The organism is Paenibacillus sp. UMB4589-SE434 (assembly GCF_030226685.1).
Taxonomy (GTDB): domain Bacteria; phylum Bacillota; class Bacilli; order Paenibacillales; family Paenibacillaceae; genus Paenibacillus_B.
Genome location: NZ_JASOYK010000001.1, coordinates 1,098,916 through 1,125,026 on the forward strand (window position 1 = coordinate 1,098,916; position 26,111 = coordinate 1,125,026).

Sequence of the window (26,111 nt, forward strand, 5' to 3'; positions counted from 1 at the left end):
TTCTCCCCCAGTCTAAGCCTTATTCACAGTTAGCCGTTGATCTGAAATGATACTACCGTCTTCAATCGTTATCACCCGGTCGGAAGCCGATGCAATCGATAAATCATGCGTAATCAACACAATAGTTTGATTGTATTTCTTGGCTGTCAATCGTAATAAATCCATGACTTCCTTTGTATTTTTCGTATCTAGGTTACCTGTAGGTTCATCGGCTAGTATCAAATGAGGACGATTAATTAGCGCCCTGCCAATGGAGACCCGTTGCTGTTGGCCGCCAGATAATTCGGAAGGCAGATGAGTCTTTCGGTCATGAAGCCCCAGGGTTTCAATAATTTCATCGAGATACGTCATATCTACCTGTTCCTCATCTAATAGCATAGGCAATGCGATATTCTCCTGGACATTCAATACCGGAATCAAATTAAAGAATTGAAAAATAAATCCGACTTTTCTTCTTCTGAATATGGAAAGCTCATCGTCCGAATAATCGTAAATACTATTTTCCCCGATGAATACTTGTCCTGAAGTTGGTCGATCCAACCCTCCTAATATATGCAGCAGTGTACTTTTCCCCGAGCCGGACACACCTACGATGGAGACAAATTCTCCTTGTTGGATCGAGAGCGTAATCCCTTTCAACGCATCAACCCTGCTATTGCCTTCGCCATAACTTTTCACTACATTTTCCATTCTTACAACTTCCATATCTTCACCCACTCATCACGTAAAGTTCAACCTTATGTGTATGCATTCATGTACTTAATCTTTTACATCTACAAAGTTTACTTTGTCTTCGCTATCTGGATAAACACTTCTGATTTCATCTAAAATCTTATTCACTTTTTCTTTCTTTTTATAATCAAAACTGTCTTTTTGGAAATGAATCAATGAGATCGTTGACTCTGCTTCCTTTATGTTGTTATAAGTTTGGTCGTTAACAATAACCAGATCCATAGGGTCATACCCGATCCAAGCCTGACGTTTCACATACTGTACGGATACTTTCTGACCGTTCAAATCGATTTGGTTATTCTTTATTTCGTAATCACTTAAAGAGAAGAGCAGATTTTGACCATTCGATAATTCTTTAATTGCGGTAACTGGATCTGAAATAATAGATGAGCTTTCAGGATCTTGTCTAGCTCGAATCATCCCCTTCTTGATGAACTGCTCAGCTGTAGAACGAGTAATAACTGAATATTTGATATCTCGGGTATCAAATTCCTGGCCCGCTTCATCCCGATCTTGCTCTGCAATTTTTGTAGTTATTGTTGTTGTAATCAGCTTCATTTTGTAGTCGATCATTTCTTTGCTTCTATCTTTGTACAGCTCTTTGACTTTCTTCATCTCTTGATCTGTAGCGATCACTAAAATTCCATTAGCCGATTGCGTTGGGCCTTCCACAAAACGTTTTACGCCGAACCCGATACCTGCAAAAATAGCGATAACCAACACGAAAACTATCAACTTCTTCATTTTGACTGCCCCTTTATAAAAATCATTTTATGTCTGAATTATATACAACTACGCTTTATAAGTTAATGACTCTTATCTAACGATTTGACCTCTTCTCTTACATTTTAGTAAGAATGATAGAGATTACTGATTTTCTTAGGGCAGTATTTAACCACTATATGGGAACCAACATGACGTGAGTTGTATCTTCATGAGAAAGCGGAACGCCAAAAAGCCCTAACCGATGCGGCATAGGGCTAGAACAAGCGACGCCGAATGAAATGTACACGTGACGCACATGATCGACCACAATCACTTGTGCGGGAATAACCTCCTTTAACTCTCGCCGAACTTCCGTGCTCATTGCAAAAGGAAAGCATCTTTTATTTGTCCACGCGCACCTAGCTAAGCTAGGCACAACCAGCCGGAGTGAGTCCAGTCGAGGTAGGAGCCAAGTCACTTCGTAGCTGACAGACAACTGGTGGAGAGGAGAGATCCTAAGGTTGAAGCCCTGAAACAAAGGAAAACTCCCCTTCAAGCAGCGGTTTATTACTAAACCTCTCTATTTGAAGAAGAGCATATCAAAATCGGTAGCCTGTTCCATTATTTATAGTAGCGAGGTTACGAACTTCACCTCTGGAAAGCGGCTATTCGGTCCTTTCATTAAGATTCCACCCTGATTTTTCAGATACATATCGAAGAAATCCAGTATATAGGCATTGATAACGGAGTTTGCTCTCTCGGGCGCAATCTTTCCTGTAACGCCTAGCATTTTGAACAGCGGAGAAATGAACTGTACGTCAATAAAATTCAAATGCTCCGTATTGTCGATATAGAGGAATTGTCCCCCTGCGGTAACCGTTTCGCGCATCCGTTCAAGCTCTAACTTTTTGTCTTCCGTTACTTGATTCATCCACTCTCTTGTGTTGCCCATACGGTTAAGCTCTGCATCCGTGTAGACCCGGTTATCCATCACCATTTTTAATCTATCAAATTCGCTTTCCGAGTTCATGAACAAAAACGGCTTTCGCAGGCCCTCTCTGTCACGCAGTCGATAAAGCGCTCCATCTAAGTCGATTCCAACCGTGATTCGCGGATCGTAAGCAGCGTCGTAGGCCGTCGCTCCGCCGATGGAATGACCGAATACCCCGACATGACCGAGATCAAACCTCCCTTTTAGATGACTTGGAATCTGACCCGATTGGATGAGCTCGAATTGGTCTAGCGCAAACGCCACATCGTCGGTTAACACTTTTCCCAACTTGTCGCGATTACCGCTTTCCGTCCGATAATCATGGTCAGGCGAGAATAAGCCGTTGGTTGTGCTGGTCGTGATTCGACCGTCCGGAAACTCAGTTGCAAATGTATTGTAGGTGTGGTCGATCACTGCCACGATATATCCGTGACTAGCGAGATTTTCGGCTTGTGACGTATGGAGGAACCTGGAAGATCCGAAACCGGGATTCGCAAGGATCAGCGGGTATGAAGTCTGAGCCGAAGAGACCTCGGCCCCTGAATAAGCATTGCTGGATACGTACTTCAGGTGTTGAAGAGTAAACCCAGGAAGGCCATAGTTCGCGGCCATATAATTCAAAATCTGGGTATCGGGAATAAAGGGAGCGTACTTGCAAGTGCCAGCTTGAGCTGGATACCATACCTGAACCATCAATTCTCTCTTACCATCTCTGGCTTCGTCGAAAATCTCTTCCCTTTTTGTATCCACGAAATGAAAAGTTTGCGTCCCTACCTTAAATTCGCCTGTCGGTTCAGGCAGTTTAAATACAGGAAAAGCATATATGAGACCTGCTGTTACGACCAGCATTATCGCGATAGCGGTATAAGCCGAACCCAACATGAATCTTGGGATTTTTTTTGGGCCTGTTTTTTTAAAATAGCTATAACCAGAAATGGCTAAAAACAGCATCGTTATGCTGTATGGGAAAAATATCTGAACTCTGTATCCTTCCACTGTCCAATGAATGACCAGTAAAAGTGTGGCGATTCCGCTGGCTACAAATACTGGAAATCTGCGCCTACCTTTTTTTAATAGGACTGTTAATGCAAACAAGCCGATGTTTGACAAAAAAAGCAACAGTTCATACAGCCTCATCTCGATTCTCCTTTTAAAAAATCTCTTTTCATTTGTTCCAATCTTATCCTGCCAGACTGGCCTAAGCTTTCGATTTGCCTTACATCTACCTTACAATTGTGTAATTCGATCTTGCGGTATTAGAGGACTCGTAAAACAGTTTCTGATATTTTTAATGAAACCCATTTTATTGAATTTCGTGAACGATGCGAGGTATCTGCAGATTTAGATTTCGTAACCGGATCAAATTAAATTTCAATTGCAGCTTCTTCAATTCATACTTTCTTTATCATTGTAATAATGTAAAAAAGCACCCTAAGAATGCAACATTTTCGCATTCTCAGGATACTTCCCTCTCCCTGACTTTTCATTTAACATAACCTTCCATAATAGGTTTTGATCTCACAAGCTCTATTGCAAATTATCGCAGTTTAGCGGATCTATAATAGACATATTTCGCATCCCTTTTTTATCGTACATCCAACTATTGTTTTATCAATACTATTCACATAATTTAGCTATCTAGCATAAGATATATAGATTTTTTAGTAGATAGGAGGAATAAAATTGACAATCATCAATCGTCAGCGCTTAACAAGTCAGACTACCAATACCGTGGTCGCAGCCTCTCAAGTACAAGCCATAACAAGCTTACTGGCAGGATCCGCACCTAATGCTGTAAATGTAGGTAATGCTCCTCTCATTTGGCCTTCTCTCAACAAATATATTAACGACAATAACGATGCTCCTGCATTCACTATAATTCCTGAACAACCATTTTCTTCTGTACCGGAGCCGCAATTTCTATGGAACAGCTTAACTCCTATTCCTGGAGAGAGCTTGGGGTTTGCCACCATGACATCACCAATCTTGATAGAAGCTAATACCCAAGCTGAGTTTGTTCTGTTTCTAGCCGTATTTGCAGATAATGCTCATACCGCCAGAATTGACATCGTGAATGCACAAACCTTTGCCCCAATCCCATCGACCGATGCAAGCGTTAACTTGTTAGACGGTTCACTTGATCCCGTAACAAGTGTAACGACCGACACTAGTAATCCTTATAATTGGCAAAAGATTCGCTATTATTCTATTCCAATTACGTTGACCGCTGTTCCGACTGATCAGCTGGTACGCTTTGTTATTTCCTTTTCAGTCAGCAATTACTTGGATAATGGACCCATAAATACCGCTGGCTTGGCTTTTGTTGCGGACTTTTATCAATTTGTGGGAGATGATGAAATCGTGAGTGCATTTGGAGGACTTTTACTTGATGAAGTTGGAATTTTGAATCTATCCTCTACATCGATCAGAGTGCCATTGGACCTGCCGTCTAATACCTCACTGAATATCAGCTATGCTACACCGGAAGTCATAACAATTACCGAGGCGGGCACCTATCGTGTCGATATTAACTTGGTAGGAACGATCGCCATTGCCCCCTCCCAAGTTGGAGTGGGACTCGGCATCAACAACACCCTCCAAGCCGATATGTTTCAGGAACTGATAGTGAATGCAGTAGACTTTTCCACGTTTACCCTGTCCAACTACTATGTTTTAGGTATTGGAAATCAATTGAGCATTCTTATGTATTCCATACCCAACTTGCAGTTTTTCTTTGCTGGTACGGGTATTTCAGCAGTACTATCGGTTCAGCGCGTATTCTAATATAGTTGTAGACTGACTGGATGTTCTTAAAGTAGAGAAACGAAAAGGCCAACTATTCGCAGGCCATACCCCTGTTGAGTAGACAGAACTAAAAAGACAGGTTTAAGCAGCAGCCGTATCTCGGTTATTCCGTCCGTAGATATGCCATCTCTTCTTCCATACTGGAAAATTTCGTTTTCGGCCGTCTTCGTCTTGTAGTAGTTGGCTCCAGAACCTCGCCTGTTTGATATTTCGTCACCCAGCTTTGAACTTGAGATTTATTACGAATTCCCAACTGTTTCGCTACCCCACGGGTGCTCATATGCTCTTCATTCACCACCCGAACAGCTTCCAGCTTTAATTCTAAGGAGTATTGCCTAAAGGTTTTTCCTTTTGGGACCATAAAAAATCCCCTCCGATCAACAAGATTAAGTCCATCTTAACAGATGTCTTTTTGCTCTTGTCTAGCTAGAAGGGGATAATACCATTCGCGCGGATGCCAAAAGGAACCGTTCTACAAATAAACAATACAACCTTTATCCCCCAATTCACCCCACCACTTTGGTATGTTTAATTGATGATTCTATCTAAGATCCAGACACTATAATCTTCAATTTCCAGCACTTATTTTGGTAGTTCAGTTAGATGATTATTTCTTAGGTCTAATTCTAATAAATTCCCAATTGTGAAATCTCTTCAGGCAAAAAGGAGCAAGTGTTTTTCATACGTTCAACCTCTTCATTACCTGCAGCGATATAGACGCCAGCCTTTTATATGCTTCTGACACTACCATCGCACCCTTCGGACCAATCTTTGATCAATGCGTGTATTATTCTCGTTTCTTCCCAACTGCACCCATAAAGATGATGAATTCTTCATCACCGTCTAATTCTAAAATATCATCAACCAATTTTTGATCATAGATTCCAATTGCACAAGCACCTGCACCGATCGATTCACTAGTCAAATAAAGGTTTTGGCTTACATGTCCAACATCGATGAGGATTTTTTTGTGAGCTGAAATATCATACTTCCATTCAGAACGATAGGGTGTTGTACTCCATGCAAACATTACCGAAGCTTTTTTTACAAAATTAGGAACAAAAGGTTGATCCAAAGTAATCGCATCAATTTTTTGATCAATTTTATCTAATTCAAACATAAACAGGAGCTTGTGTTCCATGGGAAGGTATCTATAAATTCCTTGTTGCAAGCCCTCTACTCGCATAATAAATAAATATGTCTCAAATGTATGTGTTGCCCCACTGCAGGGTACAGTTCGCAATGTACACCCATTCTTCGTCATACTCGTTATCCCTTGGGTAGCCCATAATAAATATGATAACTCTTCAAGACTTAATGATTCATCAGAATAAAACCTTGTACTTCTTCTTTCATTTATACATTCATATATGCTTTCTTTACTTACAACATCTTTTCTGATCTCTGGCAAATCAATAATTAGTGATGTTGAGTTATAGGACTTAACAATTGGTGGTTGCGGAAGTCCCTTTAGCTTATCTGTTTTAATATGTTTAAATTCAAGAAAATTCGATTTCAAAAAGTTTCTATGTTGTTCATATTTAGCCATAATAGACTCTCCTTAGATGACTTAATCGTTTCTTAATAGTTCTAACATAGCATGTATTAAAAATTATATTGTGATCTCATTCACAATATAATTTTTTACTTGAATACTAATGTGGTCTCGGTTAATGTGGTCTCGGTGTCAGCAGAAAATAAAGTCCTAGACTGTCGCTGTTTCATTTAACTAACGTGTCCTGTTAGCTTAACAAACAACTTTTCCGTTGGGTTTGAACCTATCCTCTCGATTCCATCCTTCGGAGATATACATCTCAATTATAATGAACTCAGCCGGATTCCTTGCACGATCCGCTCCTGGAGACTCTACGATGAATCAAATTATTAGAATCAGAAAATATAGAAAATAAGACCTTTGCCCTCGGCTACAGTTTGGCTATAGAAACGCCGGATTTCGTTAAAATTCTGAAGCATGTAGGCAAAGAATTCATCTTCATCCTCGTCTGAAACAGTGTCAGGTTCAAGCGGATATACCTCTTCCTTAACCATGGCCGGGAAATCATACCGCAAGCGAAGCTGCGCTTCATCCAGCTCAGAAATAGCCAGAAGCGCTTCTGCAACTTGCTCGGCGCGTAAGGAAAACGCCCCGAATGAGCCGAAATCGATGCCTTTGTCAGACGTCAGCGGAACAACATAGCCAAGAGGGGGCTCTCCATCAGCAATATCGCCACAAAGCAAGTAGTGAATCGCCTCCCAGGATCTATCAATGTCCAGTCCGGGATAATCGTCTATTTTCAAACTCTTCAATGCAATGTCACCTGCTGTGATTTGCTGCACCATGTTGTCATCCATAGCAACGTAATATCCGCGCATTCCCATGTCGTCATCCTTCTTTCCATTATTAGTAGTGACTATACTGCCCCATCAAAATGTAACATCTGGTAATTGTGTATTTCAAGGAACATTATACCCATGTTGCCGTCAGGACTACTTGTATGAATGTATATGTACTATTGCCCTCATAAAACAGATATTACGCTCGCTATTCATAGAAAAAACCGTTCCTTATTCGGGAAACGGTTCGTTATTTTTATAAAAGCGACACAATGATTGTATTTTTATAATAGTAAACCCATTAATGGATCCCATTTATTCCGGTGCATTCGGACCCACATCTGCTGCTTTAAGCGGTTTGCGACTACTAGCAGCATTTGAAAATTCATCAGCTCCTACATCGGTTTTCGAGCGTAGTTGTCCATCCATATCATCTATCACTTTCACTCGTTTTTCAAGTTGGATGTCAGTTACTGCTTTATTTATAGCTGGGCTGTTGGCAGATAGTTTATGCAAGCCTTCAGAAATGGTAAAGTCGGGATTTATGGCTAATATTTCAGAAGGGCCGCGTGACGCATTGGATAATGTGCTACCAAAGCCGAGGTTACCCTTAAAGATAGTGTCGGTGCTGCTAGACTCGTGATATAAGATGCCCGTCTTATTAGCGACGATATTGTTGGCCACCCAGCTTCCAGTCGGGGCGTATTTTTTTGACGTATTCGTTGAACCAATCGTAATACCATCTTTACTGTTAACAATGGTGTTATTTACGACTGTTGCACGATACACTCGCCATTGGGAGCTCAAATCTTCATCTGAAGGGTTCGTTGGTTTCCCATCTTTTCCACCGTCATACTTACCGCTGTCCAGAAATATAGCATCACCTGTTATGTCTTCCATATAATTGTTATAAATTTTATGATCATTTCCATATATCCGAATGCCCATTACCTTCTCCTTCACGCCATCTCCAAAAAAGAAATTGCCGTAAAACTTGTTATTGTGACCATGTCTGGCTGTCAATCCACCGCGGTTATTTATGAATGTGTTATACCTAACCTCATTGTTGCCTGATTTTACTGACACAACCTCTAGATCGCCGTCACAATTCTCGAATAGATTGTATTGGACTTTGTTTTGACCTTCGGATAAGGAAATCTTCGATACTCCAAGACGAATCGTTTCATTACCGTTTGCTGCTGATAATTTAACATTACGGAAATGGTTGTATTCAATCACGTCACGCTGAGAAATTTGTTTAACAGCTCCATTTATATATCCACTAAAAGCAATTACTGGTGCAGGATCGCTTTTCCCGTTAAAATCGTTGCGATCAATCTGGTTGTCGGAGCTGTTCTCACCTTTAATCTCCAGCCAGATCATCTTATTTCCAGTTGCAGGGACAGCAAACATATTGCGTGTCAATCGGATATGGTTCGAACCGTCAAGCTGAACCGCTGCACTGCGGGTGGTAGTTCCGGTGTTCGTAATTTTCAGTCCTTCAACGACAATATGAGATGAACGGACAATGTGTAACACGTCAGCACCCGCAATAATCGCTCGCCCACGGTTTGCGGCTTTAATCGTAATCGGATTTGTACTTGTGCCATGTTTACCACTGATTTGCAGCGCTTTGCTTCCTGTGTATGTACCATTTGCCAACACAATGGTTGTCCCTGGATTTGCCTCATCAATTGCTGTCTCTAGCTGTGCAGAGGTCGACACTTTTACTACCTTTGATACTACCCCTGATTCAAGTGCAACGTCATAAACGACGTCTGTTACTCCGGGCGCACCACCAGCTAACTGATTTTCTGCTGACGAATAACCTGTTACTGGAAACAAGGTTACTGACAACAAGGTCATAAGTAATAATCGTCTAACTTTGCTAGGTTTTATCAACATGATCACCTCTGTATATAATTGTAGTTGTAATCCTACCTTCTATATATAACCTATTTTGAATAAAATGATCTTAAAAATTGGTAAATAATTAAAAGTTACGGATATCGGATCTCTTTTAGTTCATTAAAAATAAGCAGGCTTAAGCAGCCTGCTCAACAATGTATAATATTCAACTTCAAGTCCCGCTAAAGTTTTCTTCCCTTATTGCCCTTACTAATATTGCCTACGTCTCGTCCCATAACGACCGAATCTAAGAGAAAAGTTCAGCGCTGGGTGTTATGGCGGAAGAGGAATAAATAGCTGACTACTGAAAGGCTGCAGAACATGATGGTACTAACAGTAAAAACGGCCAACATGCTGTTTTTCTGTTATTGATGCACGAATTTATTATCATCCATATTTGCTTGTATAACGTCCACCCAATTTGTATTATGCATCATTTCGGAAGAATCCCCATCAAATGCCTACATGGCTTCCTGATCATCATGCAGCCGATATCTCATCCAAGCCGTTAAGTAACCCCTATGGTTGCCACCATTACCTTCAATCGCTGTATGAGCTGCACCTTTTGCCATCCCCATCATAACAGGCGTGCTTGCGTTAGCACTATGCAAGGCTAATTGATTTGTTGATACCGGTGAGATTAAAAAATCTTTTGTACCGCCCAAAATGAGGAAAGGAACGGTAATTCGTGCTGTATCGTACACATCTTTTGGATCACAATGCTTCAAATCCGGGAGAGCGATGGATACAACCGTCTTAATCAACGATCCACTTTTATAGTTGGTATGAGCATTAATGACGCCAGTAGACCCTTGAGAATGTCCAGCTACACCAATATGTTCTATTTTTATTTTTTGATAAAACAAGCTGTTAGTGAGTTGGTTTTCATTTCTCAAATAATCAATAGCCTCTACAATTTCTTTGCCTGTTCCTGTCGTTTTGCTATAGGAATCGATTACAATGAATCCCCAGCTAGCAAGATGCGATAAGAGCTCATCATAACGATCTGGCGTGGCACCTGTTCCATTCCCCCAAGAAATAATAGGATAGGATTCGTCTCCCTGAAATGCTGGGTAGTATATTCTAAATAAAGCCTCTTTGCTCGTACTCTTAACTTCTTCTACTTTTACATGATAGCTTCCTTGCTGTGCATACCGCTGCTCAATGCTTCCTTCTGTAAGTTCTGGTACATTAGAGTGAATGATTATTTGCATGAATATAGTTATTGGAACTGCAACGATAAGGACAACAACTGACAACCATAAAATCCACTTTCGTTTTTTCAAAACCGACATAGACATGACCTCTCCGATAGTCTATAGGTTTCTCTATCGTTTTCTCTGTTAAATTATAAAACTAATGGGATATACGTGAAAGATACAGTTAAGTTTCATTAAACAAGATGCTAGATTAAACAGTAGATAAGGAGAACTGAGAATAGCTCAGAGAGTACGATTTGCTGTAAGTACAATAGACTGTCACAGTTCCAATTTTAGCAATTTGCCACGTGAAATCAAAAACAGGACGGGCAGAAAAGAGAGGTGTTTTGAAACTCGGTTATTTCGTCCTCTTTGACGGTAAAAAGGTGGGATTATTGCATTGGATTTTAACGAAGATTGACTCATCAAAGAAGAGACCTTTTAACGGTCTCTTCTTTAATGGCAATTCTACTATTGAGCGTCAATTAATAATTTTTAACTTTACAGCAAATGGTCGGGTCTTGTATACCACTTGTAGACCTCATTTATAAATGAGGTGAATTTATGAAAATATCAAGATTAAAACATATGTAATGGATACTTGTTCAAAACATATTTTTTCCCTTTTATTAACTGCTCTGCACTCAAAGTTAGTCCGTATATATCGCTTGAAAATGACACACTTCTCCCCAATAAGAAACCTACCATATAAGCTTCCCAATCAGGATAAGCTTTGCTTGCCAGTTTTGCAACAGTTTGCAAATATGACATCGCTTCTTCTCTAGTTATGTAGTTAAGAAAGCAACAAGTTCTTGCTAGGAATCCAACACGCTCATAATCCCATGCTTCCATAGTCTTAAAGTTGACAATATCCTCTGGTGAGGTGAATTTAACTTTTCCTTTAGAAACGCTAAATAAAGTTTTACAACCTTCATTAAAACTATCTACGATTTCTTGTTCAATTCCCTCTGGACTTCCTTTACTCTTGATGATTTCTAAAATAATATCATTATACTTTGTACGATGCCCTTCATTGAGCAACCATTCTATTGTTTCTTTTGCAGTTGCAAAATCTACAATTTCCCACATTTCAGCAAGACCATTTATATAAGTCTCTCTGTGTTTCTCTTCAAAATTTAAAATGCTTGCTTGCGAATAAACATGGTTATTGGAAACTAGTACGCTTCCAAAACACATCAATTTCTCTTCATTTTCTGGTAATTTGTTCACTTCATAGAAACTAGGTTTTCTAGAGAACCAACCCAAAATACTCACTCCTATTTCTTTTTTGTAAGGATAACATTTCTTTTCCTACTAATTATTCGCTGATACCACTTTTTATACCCAAGTAAAAATATAACAAATTCAATTATAATACATATTTTAATTAATGCAATAAATTATTAATATCATTTCCGTTTTAGAAAGCAATAAAGCCCAATGTAAATGTGCGCATAACAATTTTCAGATAAAAGGCTTTGACCAACTTCCATTGAGAAGGATTTTCCATTGGATTCCAAGCATGTTCATCACCAAGGACTGGTACAATCTTCTAATTATTATTGACTAAACCAAATTTACTATATTATTATTAACATTGTATTCCACTACCAAATTCAAGGAGGTTGTATAATGAAAAAGAAACTTGCTATTTACATCATGACTGCTCTACTGATGTTGTCTGTTGCAATTCCTGCAAGTGCTGCTTCTTACACCACGAATTTGTCCAATATTAACAACGATGAAATTACAGAAGTTAATCCTGAAAGAACTAATAAAATCGAAATATTGTATGAAGAGAGATCTAGGTTAATACAATCAAACGACCATGGAGAAAAACTTGCTGAAAATCAAATGAAATTAGAGGGTCTAGGTGTAGAGTTTCTTTCCACTAATGAGGTTCAGCAAAGATTTGGTAATGATGCTCCAGCTGAAGCTCATTTAAATTTAACTAGTGTCAATAAATCGGACTTGATTTCTCCTTACGTTAATCCTCCTGAAAAGAAAAATATTGTTTGGAAAAGTTATCGAGCGGATATGGTTAAGAATAGCGTTACATATGAAGTACAACATCTAACTGCAGAATCTAACAGCCAATCTTCATCATTAAAAGGAACAACCACTGCTGTTGTACAAACAAGCAGCTCCTTTGGAGTTGCAGTCGAAAAATTAATATTTACTGTATGTAAAGCAGGGGCATCAACCGTATCTAATGGAGTAAGTATTGCAATATCATTTTATGACGCATTGAAATCTTTTATTAGTGATGCAAATTTCAAAGCTACTACAACGGTTGATAATGTTAAAGTCACCTATCAAACAAATCAATATCAATCTATTGATTATATGTATGTTAAGGTAAAATCAAAGAATGACAATACTCAAGTTTTATCTTTTGTAACTAATGAAGTTTCAGGTGATACAACTGCAATTGTCCCTATTTTTAAATATGGTGCTAATGGTGCTACATCTGGATCATCATCTAGCACTATAAATAGACAGTTTTCATATAAAGCACCAAAACATCGGGATAGCGCACAGGCAGTGGCCTCCTATCTTGATCCTGTTTATCAACCAGGTCAATCGTTCTTAAATGAGCTTCAAGTTACAGGGATTAAGGGCGCAAAAGTACATTTTATCCCTATGACTGTTGTAACTTTACCAGGTTCTCTTAATTAACTTTTATCAAAGAGCATAACATCTTGGAGTATGTACAAGGTGTTATGCTCTTTACTCCATTTTTTACGTGTCAATAGTTTGTATTAACCGCGATTTGGTACTCCCCCCCTCAGATAGGATTCATAGCAAACTGTATATGAAATCGAATACTACGTATTATTGACAATGATTCATTTTAGCGCCTCGTCAAACGCCCGTTCGATCTGATCAATTTCTGTAGAGACCGCAAACAGAATATAAGGTTCCTTCACCTTTACTACGTGTTTTTCAAGCAGAGCATATTCATTCGGGCGATAGTCTTTAAATTTGACCGACTGAGCGTCGATTCGTTTTGTAATGTTTGATTTGACACTTTCTACTTGCTTTACGTCTGTTACCTTAATTACAACAATTTCATCCGCCATGACGTTGGACTTAGCAGTATAGAGAATAAATTCTTCAACTTGTTCAGAGTCAAGGCCGTATAGCTTTTTCAGCTTACTCTCATCCCCTTTCTTCAACTTGTCCAAGTTGACAGACTGCTTGATCTGCTCTTCGATCTTGGCAGTTGATACGTTGATAGATGGCTGTTTAGAAGTACATCCAATCATTAGACTAACTGCAAGGATGAATACAAGCATTGCTAACCACTTTCTTTGTTTGATTATTTTATAATCACTTTCCATAAGGTCTGTTTCCCCTTCTCCGTTATTCTTTTGTATCCGTCAAATTGTTGATCGATGGATCCTCTACGAATGTATTCATGTTATAAAGTATCAGCATGTCATGGATTTGATGCTGCTGCGCGAGCGATGCAACATCTCCCTCATAATATCTAAGATCCACAATATAAATTTCACTGAAATGTGAAGTTAGGAACGGAATAAAGCTATTGGCATAGGAATCCTTGACCACAAGCAGCTTCTGCCCTTCCTTGTGGCCTGTATTAATCTTAATAAGAGGGTGGTTGCCATTAAAAAATACGGTATACTTGTCCTTTTTCTTCATATTTTCCAACTCATACATGGAATCCGTGCGTTGCTGCTCTTCAACGTATTCGACGGTATACATCCATTCATTCTTCGGTATATACAATCCTATACTGTCTGGACTCACATTTCGAAATCCACTCTTCGAATACAAGGAGCCATAGAAATCATTCGTCAAGATTCGTATATCGAAGTCTTCTTCCCTCTTCTGAATGAATCCCATCTGCTTGCTTAGCTGCTGGTACGCATAGAAAGCACCTTTACTTGTCCAATGGTGATCCGTTTTGTAGTAAATCGGTTCATTTTGTCGAGAAGAAAGTACTGGGTACACATCGACATAATGGATGCCTGGATTTAAAGATGTTCTTACGTCATTCAGCAAGACCCGTTCACGATCACCCGAGACGTAATCCGGAAGCTTGCTTTGCAGCACACTGACGGCAGTTGGAACGAGCATTACATACTTGGTAAGCTCTGGCGTTGAGAAGTGGAAGGAATTAATCGTTTGGACCTTCTCTTTCAATTCACTTTCATTTCGCTCAACAAACTTCTGAAGCAAATACCCTTCTTTTCCAAGGTACACACCATTGCTTTCTTTCTTGCCTATCAAGCGATCCGCATTAGATTTTACACCAACCCATATCTCTCTTGCCACGAATTGATCCATCATATACTTCTCAAAGTCCGATGTGAACTTTCCAGATATAAAGCTGTGAAACGAAAACACTGGCAGTTGCTCCAACTTCCTATTTTCTGACTCTGAGAATACCTCCTTAGGCAGCATCAGATTGAGAAACAGAATAAGACCGATAAAGATCAGAAATAATATCGCCATTACGTATTGCAACAACTTGTCATAACGACTCAAGCTCAATCACCTCCCCGTTAATCATTTTTGTTCCGTCTCTTAGAATCTAAAGTACAAGAAGGGATTATACGTTTCATTGACCAAATAGGCCGTAGAAAGAAGCAGAAATATAACATATAGGATGGGCATGAAAATAGTCCCGCCTATCTGATACTTGTTATTAAATGCTGAAATCGCCTTCTTTGGAAATGGTGTAGCCAATAGTGCAGCTAGCAGCAATACAATCAGATTCGTAGATAAGTAATAGTAGCTATGATCGTTAGCAATCTGATGTGTGCTAAAGTTAAACATTGTTCCTAGAAATTCCATCGCTGTCGACATCTGATCAAGTTCAAAGAATACCCATCCGATCACGACAATCAGGAGTGTATAGATATGCCCTACTATGCGAGGGAGATGCTGCAGCCACTTGTATAGGAAGAGCTTCTCAAGCGCAATAAAACATCCGAAATAAAGACCCCATATGATGAAATTCCAGCTTGCGCCATGCCAAAACCCGGTCAAAAACCATACAACAAACAAATTGCGTAACTGCTTTACGATTCCTACCCTGTTTCCGCCTAGCGGAATATATACGTACTCACGGAACCAAAAACCTAACGACATATGCCATCTCCGCCAGAACTCCGATACGCTAGTTGAGATATACGGATAATTGAAGTTCTTCGTAAACTCGAAGCCTAACATTTTACCGAGACCGCGTGCCATATCCGAATATCCACTGAAATCAAAATAGATTTGCAAAGTAAAGGCGATAATGCCAATCCATGAAGTTGCTACGGTCAAATCCGACGCAGGAGTAGCTTTAATGCTTGACCAGAGCATGCCGATATTGTTCGCAAGCAGCACCTTTTTCGCCAGACCTCTAATGAACAATTGCGTTCCTTCCCCAAATAACGCTAGTGTTATTTTTCGGCTTGTGAGTTGCTTTGCAACATCACCGTATGCAATGATGGGTCCCGCCACAAGCTGCGGAAACATCGTTACAAATGTACCGAAGGAGATGATATTTTTCTGAACAGGAACTTTATCGCGGTACACGTCTATAATGTAAGACATGGTTTGAAACGTATAGAAGGAAATGCCGATCGGAAGCGGAAGCGACGTTACTTCTAGATGCAAGTTGAACAAAGAATTAAGATTCTCGACCAAAAATCCGAAGTATTTGAAAAAACCGAGTATTGCTATATTCCCGATGAGGGAGCAAACCAAGATGGCTCTTGCAATACTTTTATGACTACGAAATCTATCGATTAGAAGTCCATTCGCATAATCAAACACGGTCGAAAATATCATTAGAAAGATGTAAACTGGCTCTCCCCACGCATAGAAAACCAAACTTGCCAAGATCAAAATTACATTTCGCAGCCGATTCGGTGTTATAAAATAGATAAAAAGTGTTACAGGCAAAAACAAATACAGAAAAATCAGGCTACTGAATACCAAAGCTCGGCGACCTCCTTCATGAGAATCTTATTTCAGTTCGCCTTTCAGATAGTCGAGCAAAAGCGGATAGAATTCAGCCTTGAAATGTATGCCATCCTCATCATATAAGGCTAGATTCTGTTGGGCTACGGATGATACATTTACATACTTCACTTGTTTTTTGCCGGCCAGTTCCTTTAAAAGTTGATTGTAAGCGTCAATATTGGAGTAACGCGGCTCTTCTATTAATGCTTTCTTGGTTACTGGAGTGACTGACAATATCGTTATTTTGGTTTGCGGCAGCGTCTCTTTGATCTTGTCGAGCAGCTTCCCGTATTGCTCGATCCCAAACTGCAACGGATTATCTACTGGCCAGAGAATGTCATCTGAGCCCAATGCTATAAATAAATGTTCCGGATTTCTTTTAGCCAATTCGGCCACATCATTGCCTTTCAAGGCGAAGAAAGCTGTCTTGCCGGCTGCTCCAAATACGTTCGCTTTGTCCAGTACATCATGGAAACTAAATCCCTCGGTAATAGAATCTCCATAGAATACACTCGTATTAAACAAAGATTTCAGTGCAGATTCCTTTGCTATTGATGTTGTAGCTTCTTTTTGCGGAGTCGCTTCTTTATCTACTGCTGTCGAAGCAGTTCCGTTCTCTTGACTTACACAAGCTGCCAGGGACATGGCGATCATCGCTGTCATCAATAGGGTCATCCACTTTTTCATAATCATTTTCCTCTCTTGTGACTTACTTTTTTTATGAAATGATGTGTGATAATAGGACTACTCTCTTCATCACAATAGATAGTTTAAAGAAGTAAGATGAAGATAAAGTGCAGATGAGGTTGAATTTAAATAAAAAAGAGCAGCTCTTGATGTTTACAAGAGCTGCTCAGCTATAAATGAATCAGATATGGTATATGTTTATTTAGAAGGTACTTTTCTTTTCTCAAGGAAGAAAAAGAAAAGTACACCGTCCACAGTATTGTTCGCACCATAGGAAACCCCGTGCAGTTCCAATATCTTTTTGGAAATGGCAAGTCCTAGACCCGTTCCTCCGGAAGCGCGATGTCGGGAAACTTCGCCCCGATAAAAGCGATCCCATATTTTCTCGATCTGCACTGACGGAATATGGACGCCTGTATTCTCGATGCATACCTTAACGGATTCCTGCTCCTCAGTCATTGAAATGTTAATGGAATTTCCCTCGGGTGTGTATCGAATAGCGTTGTTGATAAAGTTGACAATCACTTGCTCGATTCGGAGCTTATTGGCCACGACTTCAATCGGAGCTAGCGATACATTCAAACTCAATTGCTTGTGTGCAATGTCGTTATACAGCTTTTCACAAGATTGCTCGATCACAGTATCAATTCTGAACGTGTCCAGCTTCATTTTGTATGTTCCTGATTCATATTTTGCTAATTCCAGCATGTCCACGATGAGAAGATCCATCCGCTTCACTTCATTTTCCATGGCAGAAAAGTAATAATCCCTCTTATGGTTGGCCACGCCGTCTTTCAAAATCGACAGACAGCTCTGAATGACACTCAGAGGGGTTTTCAATTCATGCGATACCCCTGAGATGAATTCCTTTCGTGTATTCTCCAACTGCTTTTCTTTTTCAATGTCCTGCTGAAGCTCTTGGATATAGGAATTTAACGTGTCTGATAATTCATTAATATTACGCGAGAGATCCCCAATCTCATCTTTTGTTGTAATGGGGAGCTTTTCAGAAAAATCCAGCTCAGTTATTTTCTTTGTCATTTGATTGATCCGCAATAAAGGACTTGCGATACCCTTGGAAAAATAGAACGAGGCCAGCAATATAAGTACTAGGACAAACACTACGATATAAAGATAATAATCCTGGATCATCCGAATCGCTTCATCGACTGGCTGCAGGGAGGTCATTGCAAATATATATGCGTCCTTCCCCTCTTGGTCTGTAATAGCCGTAACAAACTGTTTATATTTAATATCATTCTCTTCGTACGTACCCTCTAATGTAGCTGTTGCCTCTTCCTCATTCTTTAACAGCAAATCCGCTTGAAATGCTTTAATTCTGTCCAAGAATAAGTGGTTCGTATAAATAAATCGTGTAGCTTCATTTTTTGCAGGTAACATCGTTTTCGTTATGGTTCCGAATAAGAAAAGGGTTGGAAATTTCGTATTATTCAAATCTTCAGACCCTTTTTCGTTTGGTAAAAGCTCATGTTCCTTTTTTGCAAGCCGATTATTCTCCCAAGTAACAGCAAAGTTATCTGTGCTGATTATGTATGGAATAACCTCTGTCCCTTTTTTAAGTCCTTGAATTACGATGTCGTTTCCTTTACGCAGAAATTCGTTTCCTTGCCGGATTCCCTCAAAGTCACTAAAGCTATATAAGGGGATTATGATAGTTTTGGCAGCGAAATTATCATGACTGACTTCATTTATTGTAACTTCAATTGAGTCATCACTGCTCTCTTTTACATTGCCGAATTCATCTAATACAGTTACCCAAGTATTGTGCTCTCTATAAAATTCCTGCTCCAGACGTCCAATGTCTAACGAACGATTTTCTTGGTTAACATAGTTTTGAGCGAATGTTTCAAGGCTCGCTTTTACATTCTTTACTTTCTGATGGACATAATATTGCTTAAAAAATACGGTCTGGCCAAAAAAAATGGTGTCGAGGATCAGTATACATAATGCCGTTGTTAAAACAAATAATTTGAATACGATACCTTTTTTCATGACAATTCCTCAAATTTATAGCCGGATCGAACGACCGTAACAATGCATTTGGCCTTGTGCCCTAGTTTGTGGCGAAGGTTCCGGATATGACTATTGACTGTCCGATCGTCGCCTACGAAGTCATAGCCCCATATTTTCGTTATCAATTGTTCGCGGTTGATAATGATTCCTTTATTCTCCATCAAGTAAATTAATATTTCAAATTCCGTATGAGTTAAGCTGATGTGAACCTCATCTACCGAAACAGTACGAGAAGATAGGGAGACCGTAATGCCGCTGCTGGAGATGATTGAACTATCCGGTTCTTGCATATGTCGGTTTTCCAGCAGTCTCTTTGCTCGTGCCAATAATATTTGAGGACTATAGGGTTTGGTCACATAGTCATCTGCTCCAAGTTCGAAACCAAGCAGTGTATCATCTTCATCAACACGAGCGGTTAGCATAATAATGGGAACATTTGATGTTTTGCGAATCCGTTGACATACAGACCATCCATCTATTTCAGGCAACATAATATCAAGAATAAGCAGATCCACCTCATGATTCTGAAAGGTTGATAATGCTTCTCTCCCGTCGCCCGCTTCTAGAACATGATATCCTTCGTTAAGTAAATAATCTTTCATAATTTCGCGTAAAATATGCTCGTCTTCTACAATTAAAATTGTATTCGTCATGGTTGATCCTCCATTGAATGGTGTGATTTGTTATGCCCCCAGGAGAATTCACTGCAAAGATAAATTCCTTCATCTAAAACGACTAATCGTTCAATTAAGCTGGATATCATTCTTTACTTGTTAGATAAAGCATAAACATAGCTCGATAATAATTTGAATAACCCCCTATTTGAGGGGGGCCGTGCACAAATATTATTTTATCATATACTATAAACGGTTATCCTTTTGGAAATTAAGACGAAAATGCTCTTTGTCATGGTACACTGCGAACTCATATCCCTGATCTTTATAGAATTTAATGATTTCCGGTAGCACTTGCAAGGTTTGTGGCTTCTCGTGCATAAGAACAACTTCCAAATCCTCTGTCGTTTGTTCTTTTACATTTTCGATAATTTTATTTGGGTTTCCTTTTAACATCCAATCATGGGAGTCAATCGTCCAGTCCCATACTTTAATGCCTACGTTTGCGATTTGATCGCGAATTTGTATGTCCTTCAATCCAGGGGCTGATCCATAAGGGGGACGTACCAGCTTTGGATTCGTACCTGTAATATCGCGGATCAAGTTTAATGTTTCCACCATTTCGGGGACAAACTGTTTATTGTCATATAACTTGACCGCATCATGTGTCATACTATGTGCTCCAACATAGTGTCCTTCTTTTACAGCTCTTTTGACATAATCTTGATACTCCGTATTTTTCAAATTACTGCCCTGCATGAAAAAAGTTGCTTTTACATTATACTCTTGTAATACGTCTAGGAATTGGCCCGTTAATGAACTCGGTCCATCGTCAAAAGTCAGGTAGACTACCTTCTTATCTTGCTTGCTGACATCGCTGCCTCTTTCAGCTGAAATAGAGGAAAGTTTCCCAGAATTAAAGAATATAAGGAGAGATACGACCAGGATAATTCCTATGGACATTCCTACTTTTGTGAATCCACTCTTACTTCTGCCAAATCGTGATGTTTTCATATAATCGACCCTTTCTATGTCATTCACTTGTTGAGATGAATAAATACATGTTGTATTCTTTTTTCTTACAAGTGATAGATTAATATAGAAAGATAAAGATAAAGTGCAGACCATGTTGAATACATTTAAAGAAAAAATGTGTGGGTTAGCCAGCTAACCAGAAGACAGTCTACACATGCCAACTAACGCAAAGAATAGGCACATTAGATTCTCTGAGTATTCCTCCCCCCTTTGTCAGTATGGAACCGTCACGCTGACGCTGTCATAACACAAAGCATAGCCCCTGAATGAGAAAACAGTGCCCCCTCCACACTGGAGGGGGCACTGTTTCATTCTCTTACGGCTTGGCGGTTCCCTTAATCTTATCAAAGTACGGGGCAAGCTTGGAGCCGAGCTGCTTAAACTGCTGTTGTTCTTCTTTGGTCAGCTTCTCCTCATGAGTGACCCCATTTTTATCGGTGATCTTCAGCTTTAATTGCACGATTTGCTTGGTCAGCTCCATATACTCCTTAAATTCTTCTTCCTTGAGCTTGCCTTTAGCTGCTTGAAGCATTCCCTCGATCGCTTGATACTCTTCCTGTGAAACGCCATGCTGTTCAATGTCTGTAGAGGAACCGAATATATCATCGGCTAGATAGGAAGCAGCAAGTGCGACAGACGGAATCAGGATTGCTACTGCGACAATACCTACAAGTATTCGTTTTTTCATGGGAGATCTGCCTCTCTCTTCGTTCATATAGTGTTGATAGGACTGACGGACACGTCCATACAAATCGGGTGGGCAGTGCATCGAATCAGCTACCTGGTGAAGCACTTCACGCAATTCCTTGTCAATGGACATACGCGTCTCCTCCCGTCATTTCCGAACGTTTCCGGAGTTCTTTCAGTGCCAGATGATGCCTTGATTTCACTGTGCCAACAGGGATCTGCAGCATGTCTGCGATTTCTTCCAGAGCATAGTCGTGAAAATAGCGCAGGATGACAACCACGCGTAGTTTATACGATAACTGGCGGACAAGGCTGAACAGTTCATGCTGCATTTCGGACTGCAGGACAGCTATCTCCGTCCACTCGAACTGTTCGCAAGTCATCTGGCGGTTTCGTTCAAAGAGGCGAATTCGACGCCAAGCCTTTCTTTTCCAATCTTGGACCTGGCGGACAGTGATCCCGTGCAGCCAATACCGAAACGGTCGGTTCGAGTCGTACGTGTGAAATGACCGCCACATGCTCATATAAACTTCATTCACGATATCTTCAATGTCCTGTTTGTTGTAGACGAGAAAAGCAACCGTCCGATATACGTCTTGGTGAGTGGCCTGATAGACAAGCTGAAAAGCCGATTCGTCGCCCAACGTTTCTTTTTCAAGCCACGGAAGTAATTCTTTATCATTCATGGGGGACCCTCCCTAACGTGTTACAACCCTTTATTCGCTCTCGCGGGGAAAAAGGTTCAGTAAGCGAATAAACTTTTTTATGATACTCGCCATTTTAGGAACTTCTTCTGGTTCACGGTTACACCGCTTAACGTGGTGAAGAACGAAAAAACGCTATTCTTCTGTAATATATCAGTAATCTTACCTTGATTGGACTTTCACCAACTAAAATTAATGGATTTCTAGACACACAACATAAAAAAACCGCTCCTTTTCGAGCGGTTTCCTCTTAAAATAAAGGTTATCCATTCTTTGTTGCAATGTTTGCATGAAAAATAAAAATTAATAATTTCCTACATAAAGAATAGAAACACACTATACCGCATTACGTTCCATTACAAGAACCAAACAACCCTTTTCAGACCATGGTTCATGTTCTGTATTAGGTCCATAACAGAGATAAGAACCTGCTCCATACTCAACATCATTACTGATAAGAGCTCCATCTAATACGAATAATTCCTCGGTATCCTTATGCGTATGTTGAGGGAATTTTGCCCCCGGTGCAAATCGCACGACATAACGCAGTTCACCATTCTCATCTCGCAATGGAATTTGTTCTATACCATCCATAACAAATTTCCACTCACTGTTTGTGATATCAACGGAAAATAAATTTTTCATGTTATCATCTCCTTCTATACAAATAGTAATTTATAATGATATATTACTCAATATGAACAAAAATGAACTATTCTTCAGGAGAAATGAATTATGGAAATCCGTTTGTTACAGACATTTCAGGCTGTAGTCCAATGTGGTAGTCAGATAAAAGCAGCAAATCTGCTGCAATACGCACAATCTACCATCACTCTACACATCAATCAATTAGAAGAAAAACTCGGCATCGAACTGTTTGAGCGTAAAGGAAAACAAATGGTGCTAACCGAAGTCGGAAGACTTGTGAAAGAACAGGCAGATATTTTATTAAATCAAGTGGATGTCATCACCGAAACCGCAAAAGAATTTTCAATCGGTCAGAAAGGACTTATTCGAATTGGAGCAATTGAGTCCATTGCCAAAACAAATTTGATTACCATACTAACAACGTTTATGAAAGAACATCCACAGATTTGTCTTTCCATCGAAAGTGGCGTAACCCAACAATTTTGTCAACGGATTATCGCTAACGAACTTGATATTGCCTTATGTCCTCCTCCATCACCAGAATTAAATCTTGAATTTTATCCGCTATATGAAGAAAAGCTTTGTTTGATACTGCCAATCGACCATCCATTATCTACACAAGAAAAAATTTACATGTGTGATTTGGAAGATGAAAATTTTATTTTAACTGGACAATTGTGTGATTATCGGCGAAAAATAGAGCATGTTTTTCTTCATCATGGCTTTCATTTACACGCTAATTACGATGCAACCAACATGGAGATGGTTTTAAATCTTGTATTACAAGGGTTTGGTATTGCTATGCTGCCTAGCAATTTCGTTGCCAATACACATCAATACGCTGTTCGTGACATCGATGGTATTTCAGTCGTTTTACCTATTGGATTAATCCGCAAAAAAAATAAAGTCCTCAGCCCTGCTACAGAAAAATTGGTAGCTAACCTAATTTCATCCTGCTAAACAAGCACAAAAACCAGCTCATGTTTGTCAAGCAAATCTACCTTGGTACCTAACAGATTTTTTGTTGTTATAATGTTTATGGAAATGACAAATAAACCTCCATCGGCGAGGAAGTTTATGGATTTTGTTGGATATTGTTAACGATGAACAAGCTTAAGCATTAGCTATGGTATACGCATGTTAAAATAGCAGCCACAGGGTTTATTAAAACCTTGTGGCTGCTTTTCATATCACACAATAGATACCGAAAGTTAATGTTTAGTTTACTGACTATAAGCACATGCAGCGAAGATTGCTGACTGTCGAGAAGGCTGCTCGTCCCGAAACAAGGATAACCTTTAGTTGTATTAGGAGATCCTGCCCATTGATCGGGATTATTCTGGCACCTTGTCCGTTCGAAATTGGAACCGGGGCATCGCTATAACCCCGGTTCTGAAACCATTGAGCCGGAGTACACGTTAGGCTTGTTCTGCCCAGTTCGCCGGATATGTTACATAGATAAATCGTGCATATTCTGGCACAGAAAATTGAATTTTACTTCCTTTTGGAATCAGGATCACTTCTCCTGGACCAGCTGACACCTTTGTACCGTCAATGATAACATCCAGATGTCCCTCAATCACATAATCAATTTCATCATAGTTAAGTGTCCAGTCAAAGGTTGTTTCTTTCATCTCCATGATACCGCAGCCAAGTCTTGGACTTTCCTTTAGCGAGAAAAGATCTTTACAATAGACAATATCATTAGGATTGCCTGTATCGAGACGATCCTCTTCTGTTACTTTCATATTTGGCACTTTAACAGAAGTAATCCCTCCAGGACCTCTATGAACGTTCTGTTCAATAGCATTAGCTCCTATTTCTTCCATGATAATTTTACGAACCATCTCTTCAATCATTTTTTTATCGATACTCATGGGTACCCTCCTCTATTTCTTAGGTGCAGTTTTTTGAAACCATTTTACTTGCAATGAGCATTGCAACCATTACAGCTGTGATATACTTTTGAACATCGATTCTGTTATCGGCTAAAAGAGATGTGAAACAAATTTCACTACGCAAAATGACTTCTTTCTTCGTAATCACCAAACGCGGCACGAAAAACGACGACGCCATATATAGTTTGGATAGGACAAGTTGTGTTGTGATGTTCCCATTTCTATTCCTACACTAAACAATTCCTCTGCCATTTTCTCATTTCCCATAGCACAAAAAAACACAAAAAGGCCTAAAGTTATACCGCTTCCTGTCAAATAGGAATGCTATAACCTTAAGCCTCTTTGCTTTAGTAAGACTACGCCTTTGTAGTCCTATATTACAGTATAAACGTGAATGAAACACGCAGTTCCACACGCTGTAAATTTAAATTGCATACTCCCTTATAGTTTATCCTCTAACTAGCTATTTACAATAGATAAACCTAAACTATTTTGTGAACATTCTTCAACGTTGAATCCTTTACCATGCTCAAAATCTTGAAGAACATGTTCAGAACAATTTTGCAACAATTCATTAACCTGAATTTCAAAGTAATTTTTTTGAAATCTAAATGGGAGAAAATATTCGACTTATCTCCTATTGAACCTATAGGAAATAGAGATAATAGAAGTTTGAACGTGATATTTAGATATTGTTGTCGTTGTTTACGCTTACCTCGGAATTGATCCAATAATTACCTTACCTTATACTGACAATTAGCAACCTATTTATTCAGCTAGCAACAAAAAAATTCAAGAGAATGGAAAGGTGAAAATAATAGACTTGGGTTCGCATTTAATCAGAACGTAAGCTTTCGTACTCGTCTACTCTTTAAAACTATCGTTCAGCTTTTTGATTACTTTTGACTTCAAAACGATAGTGCTCGGAACTAAAATACGGAACGATTACAAAGGAGAGATTTCTATTATTCACACTTACTCCCGATTAAAAAAAACGTTGTCCATCGCTCTAGCCTCGACATTGCTTTTATCATTAGGTACTTTGTCAAATGTAGCATACGCTTCAGAGAGTGGACAGTCCTTTCCGACGAGTGCATCATTCACAAAAACTGCCTCTCCGATCTTCGAAGAAAAAATTGTTGTTA

25 protein-coding genes are annotated in these 26,111 nt (G+C 39.5%); 3 read left to right on the forward strand and 22 right to left on the reverse strand.

The features are described 5' to 3' along the window. Positions 1-12 precede the first annotated feature (12 nt). From QP775_RS04670 to QP775_RS04685, 4 genes are all read right to left on the reverse strand, one after another. The gene (locus tag QP775_RS04670; RefSeq protein WP_285104006.1) at positions 13-705 is read right to left on the reverse strand and encodes an ABC transporter ATP-binding protein; all 693 of its coding nucleotides are present in this window, start codon (positions 703-705) and stop codon (positions 13-15) included. Between the two features lie 54 nt (positions 706-759). Beyond that, positions 760-1,476, reverse strand: coding sequence for a lipoprotein BA_5634 family protein (locus QP775_RS04675; protein WP_285104008.1), 717 nt, complete (start codon positions 1,474-1,476; stop codon positions 760-762). A gap of 154 nt (positions 1,477-1,630) precedes the next feature. After that, positions 1,631-1,819, reverse strand: coding sequence for a hypothetical protein (locus QP775_RS04680; protein ID WP_285104010.1), 189 nt, complete (start codon positions 1,817-1,819; stop codon positions 1,631-1,633). A 243-nt stretch (positions 1,820-2,062) separates the two neighbouring features. Then, positions 2,063-3,565, reverse strand: a complete 1,503-nt coding sequence (locus QP775_RS04685; RefSeq protein WP_285104012.1) for an alpha/beta hydrolase family protein — start codon at positions 3,563-3,565, stop codon at positions 2,063-2,065. Between the two features lie 546 nt (positions 3,566-4,111). On the opposite strand from QP775_RS04685, the gene QP775_RS04690 reads away from it, so the two are divergent. Then, complete coding sequence (locus QP775_RS04690; RefSeq protein ID WP_285104014.1) at positions 4,112-5,212, forward strand: hypothetical protein; 1,101 nt, start codon at positions 4,112-4,114, stop codon at positions 5,210-5,212. Positions 5,213-5,336: 124 nt separating this feature from the next. On the opposite strand, the gene QP775_RS04695 is transcribed toward QP775_RS04690, so the two are convergent. The 6 genes from QP775_RS04695 to QP775_RS04720 all read right to left on the reverse strand — a co-directional run bounded on the left by QP775_RS04695 (position 5,337) and on the right by QP775_RS04720 (position 11,940). After that, positions 5,337-5,594 (reverse strand): transposase, encoded by a 258-nt coding sequence (locus tag QP775_RS04695; RefSeq protein WP_285104016.1) that lies wholly within the window; start codon positions 5,592-5,594, stop codon positions 5,337-5,339. A 426-nt stretch (positions 5,595-6,020) separates the two neighbouring features. Then, positions 6,021-6,782: a SagB/ThcOx family dehydrogenase gene (locus QP775_RS04700; RefSeq protein WP_239331266.1), complete on the reverse strand. Its 762-nt coding sequence runs from the start codon at positions 6,780-6,782 to the stop codon at positions 6,021-6,023. A 341-nt stretch (positions 6,783-7,123) separates the two neighbouring features. Next, a complete protein-coding gene (locus QP775_RS04705; protein WP_285104020.1) occupies positions 7,124-7,612 on the reverse strand; it encodes a YfbM family protein in 489 nt (162 codons plus the stop codon). 270 nt (positions 7,613-7,882) lie between these two features. Continuing rightward, positions 7,883-9,472, reverse strand: coding sequence for a polysaccharide lyase 6 family protein (locus QP775_RS04710; protein ID WP_285104022.1), 1,590 nt, complete (start codon positions 9,470-9,472; stop codon positions 7,883-7,885). 464 nt (positions 9,473-9,936) lie between these two features. Further along, the gene (locus QP775_RS04715) at positions 9,937-10,776 is read right to left on the reverse strand and encodes a poly(ethylene terephthalate) hydrolase family protein (RefSeq protein WP_285104024.1); all 840 of its coding nucleotides are present in this window, start codon (positions 10,774-10,776) and stop codon (positions 9,937-9,939) included. A 477-nt stretch (positions 10,777-11,253) separates the two neighbouring features. Beyond that, positions 11,254-11,940: a DUF1266 domain-containing protein gene (locus QP775_RS04720; RefSeq protein WP_285104026.1), complete on the reverse strand. Its 687-nt coding sequence runs from the start codon at positions 11,938-11,940 to the stop codon at positions 11,254-11,256. 366 nt (positions 11,941-12,306) lie between these two features. Here QP775_RS04720 and QP775_RS04725 point away from each other — a divergent pair, with 366 nt between their 5' ends. After that, positions 12,307-13,353: a hypothetical protein gene (locus tag QP775_RS04725; RefSeq protein WP_285104028.1), complete on the forward strand. Its 1,047-nt coding sequence runs from the start codon at positions 12,307-12,309 to the stop codon at positions 13,351-13,353. Between the two features lie 170 nt (positions 13,354-13,523). On the opposite strand, the gene QP775_RS04730 is transcribed toward QP775_RS04725, so the two are convergent. From QP775_RS04730 to QP775_RS04775, 10 genes are all read right to left on the reverse strand, one after another. Then, positions 13,524-14,018 (reverse strand): DUF4358 domain-containing protein, encoded by a 495-nt coding sequence (locus QP775_RS04730; RefSeq protein ID WP_285104030.1) that lies wholly within the window; start codon positions 14,016-14,018, stop codon positions 13,524-13,526. Positions 14,019-14,040: 22 nt separating this feature from the next. Continuing rightward, positions 14,041-15,189: a DHHW family protein gene (locus QP775_RS04735; RefSeq protein WP_285104032.1), complete on the reverse strand. Its 1,149-nt coding sequence runs from the start codon at positions 15,187-15,189 to the stop codon at positions 14,041-14,043. Positions 15,190-15,228: 39 nt separating this feature from the next. After that, positions 15,229-16,635 carry an MBOAT family O-acyltransferase gene (locus QP775_RS04740; protein WP_285104034.1) on the reverse strand — a complete coding sequence of 469 codons (1,407 nt, stop codon included), beginning with the start codon at positions 16,633-16,635 and terminating at the stop codon, positions 15,229-15,231. 27 nt (positions 16,636-16,662) lie between these two features. After that, positions 16,663-17,346: a GDSL-type esterase/lipase family protein gene (locus tag QP775_RS04745; protein ID WP_350338958.1), complete on the reverse strand. Its 684-nt coding sequence runs from the start codon at positions 17,344-17,346 to the stop codon at positions 16,663-16,665. Positions 17,347-17,544: 198 nt separating this feature from the next. Next, positions 17,545-19,359: a sensor histidine kinase gene (locus QP775_RS04750; RefSeq protein ID WP_285104039.1), complete on the reverse strand. Its 1,815-nt coding sequence runs from the start codon at positions 19,357-19,359 to the stop codon at positions 17,545-17,547. Next, positions 19,356-20,033, reverse strand: coding sequence for a response regulator transcription factor (locus QP775_RS04755; protein WP_239331288.1), 678 nt, complete (start codon positions 20,031-20,033; stop codon positions 19,356-19,358). The genes QP775_RS04750 and QP775_RS04755 overlap by 4 nt, the downstream gene beginning before the upstream one ends. A gap of 207 nt (positions 20,034-20,240) precedes the next feature. Then, positions 20,241-21,008, reverse strand: a complete 768-nt coding sequence (locus QP775_RS04760) for a polysaccharide deacetylase family protein (RefSeq protein ID WP_285105705.1) — start codon at positions 21,006-21,008, stop codon at positions 20,241-20,243. Between the two features lie 337 nt (positions 21,009-21,345). After that, positions 21,346-21,849 (reverse strand): DUF3600 domain-containing protein, encoded by a 504-nt coding sequence (locus QP775_RS04765; RefSeq protein WP_239331292.1) that lies wholly within the window; start codon positions 21,847-21,849, stop codon positions 21,346-21,348. Then, on the reverse strand, positions 21,839-22,402 hold the full coding sequence (locus QP775_RS04770) for a sigma-70 family RNA polymerase sigma factor (RefSeq protein WP_239331294.1): 564 nt from the start codon (positions 22,400-22,402) through the stop codon (positions 21,839-21,841). Before QP775_RS04770 ends, QP775_RS04765 begins: the two co-directional genes overlap by 11 nt. A 354-nt stretch (positions 22,403-22,756) precedes the next feature. After that, positions 22,757-23,065 carry a cupin domain-containing protein gene (locus tag QP775_RS04775; RefSeq protein ID WP_239331296.1) on the reverse strand — a complete coding sequence of 103 codons (309 nt, stop codon included), beginning with the start codon at positions 23,063-23,065 and terminating at the stop codon, positions 22,757-22,759. Positions 23,066-23,155: 90 nt separating this feature from the next. Here QP775_RS04775 and QP775_RS04780 point away from each other — a divergent pair, with 90 nt between their 5' ends. Beyond that, entirely contained in the window at positions 23,156-24,028 is an 873-nt protein-coding gene (locus QP775_RS04780) for a LysR family transcriptional regulator (RefSeq protein ID WP_285104044.1), read from the forward strand. A gap of 458 nt (positions 24,029-24,486) precedes the next feature. Here the strand turns inward: QP775_RS04780 and QP775_RS04785 are convergent, their stop codons facing one another. Both QP775_RS04785 and QP775_RS25855 read right to left on the reverse strand, forming a co-directional pair. Beyond that, positions 24,487-24,945 (reverse strand): cupin domain-containing protein, encoded by a 459-nt coding sequence (locus tag QP775_RS04785; protein ID WP_239331300.1) that lies wholly within the window; start codon positions 24,943-24,945, stop codon positions 24,487-24,489. Positions 24,946-24,964: 19 nt separating this feature from the next. Then, on the reverse strand, positions 24,965-25,144 hold the full coding sequence (locus tag QP775_RS25855) for an ethanolamine ammonia-lyase reactivating factor EutA (RefSeq protein WP_483311988.1): 180 nt from the start codon (positions 25,142-25,144) through the stop codon (positions 24,965-24,967). Positions 25,145-26,111: the final 967 nt, after the last annotated feature.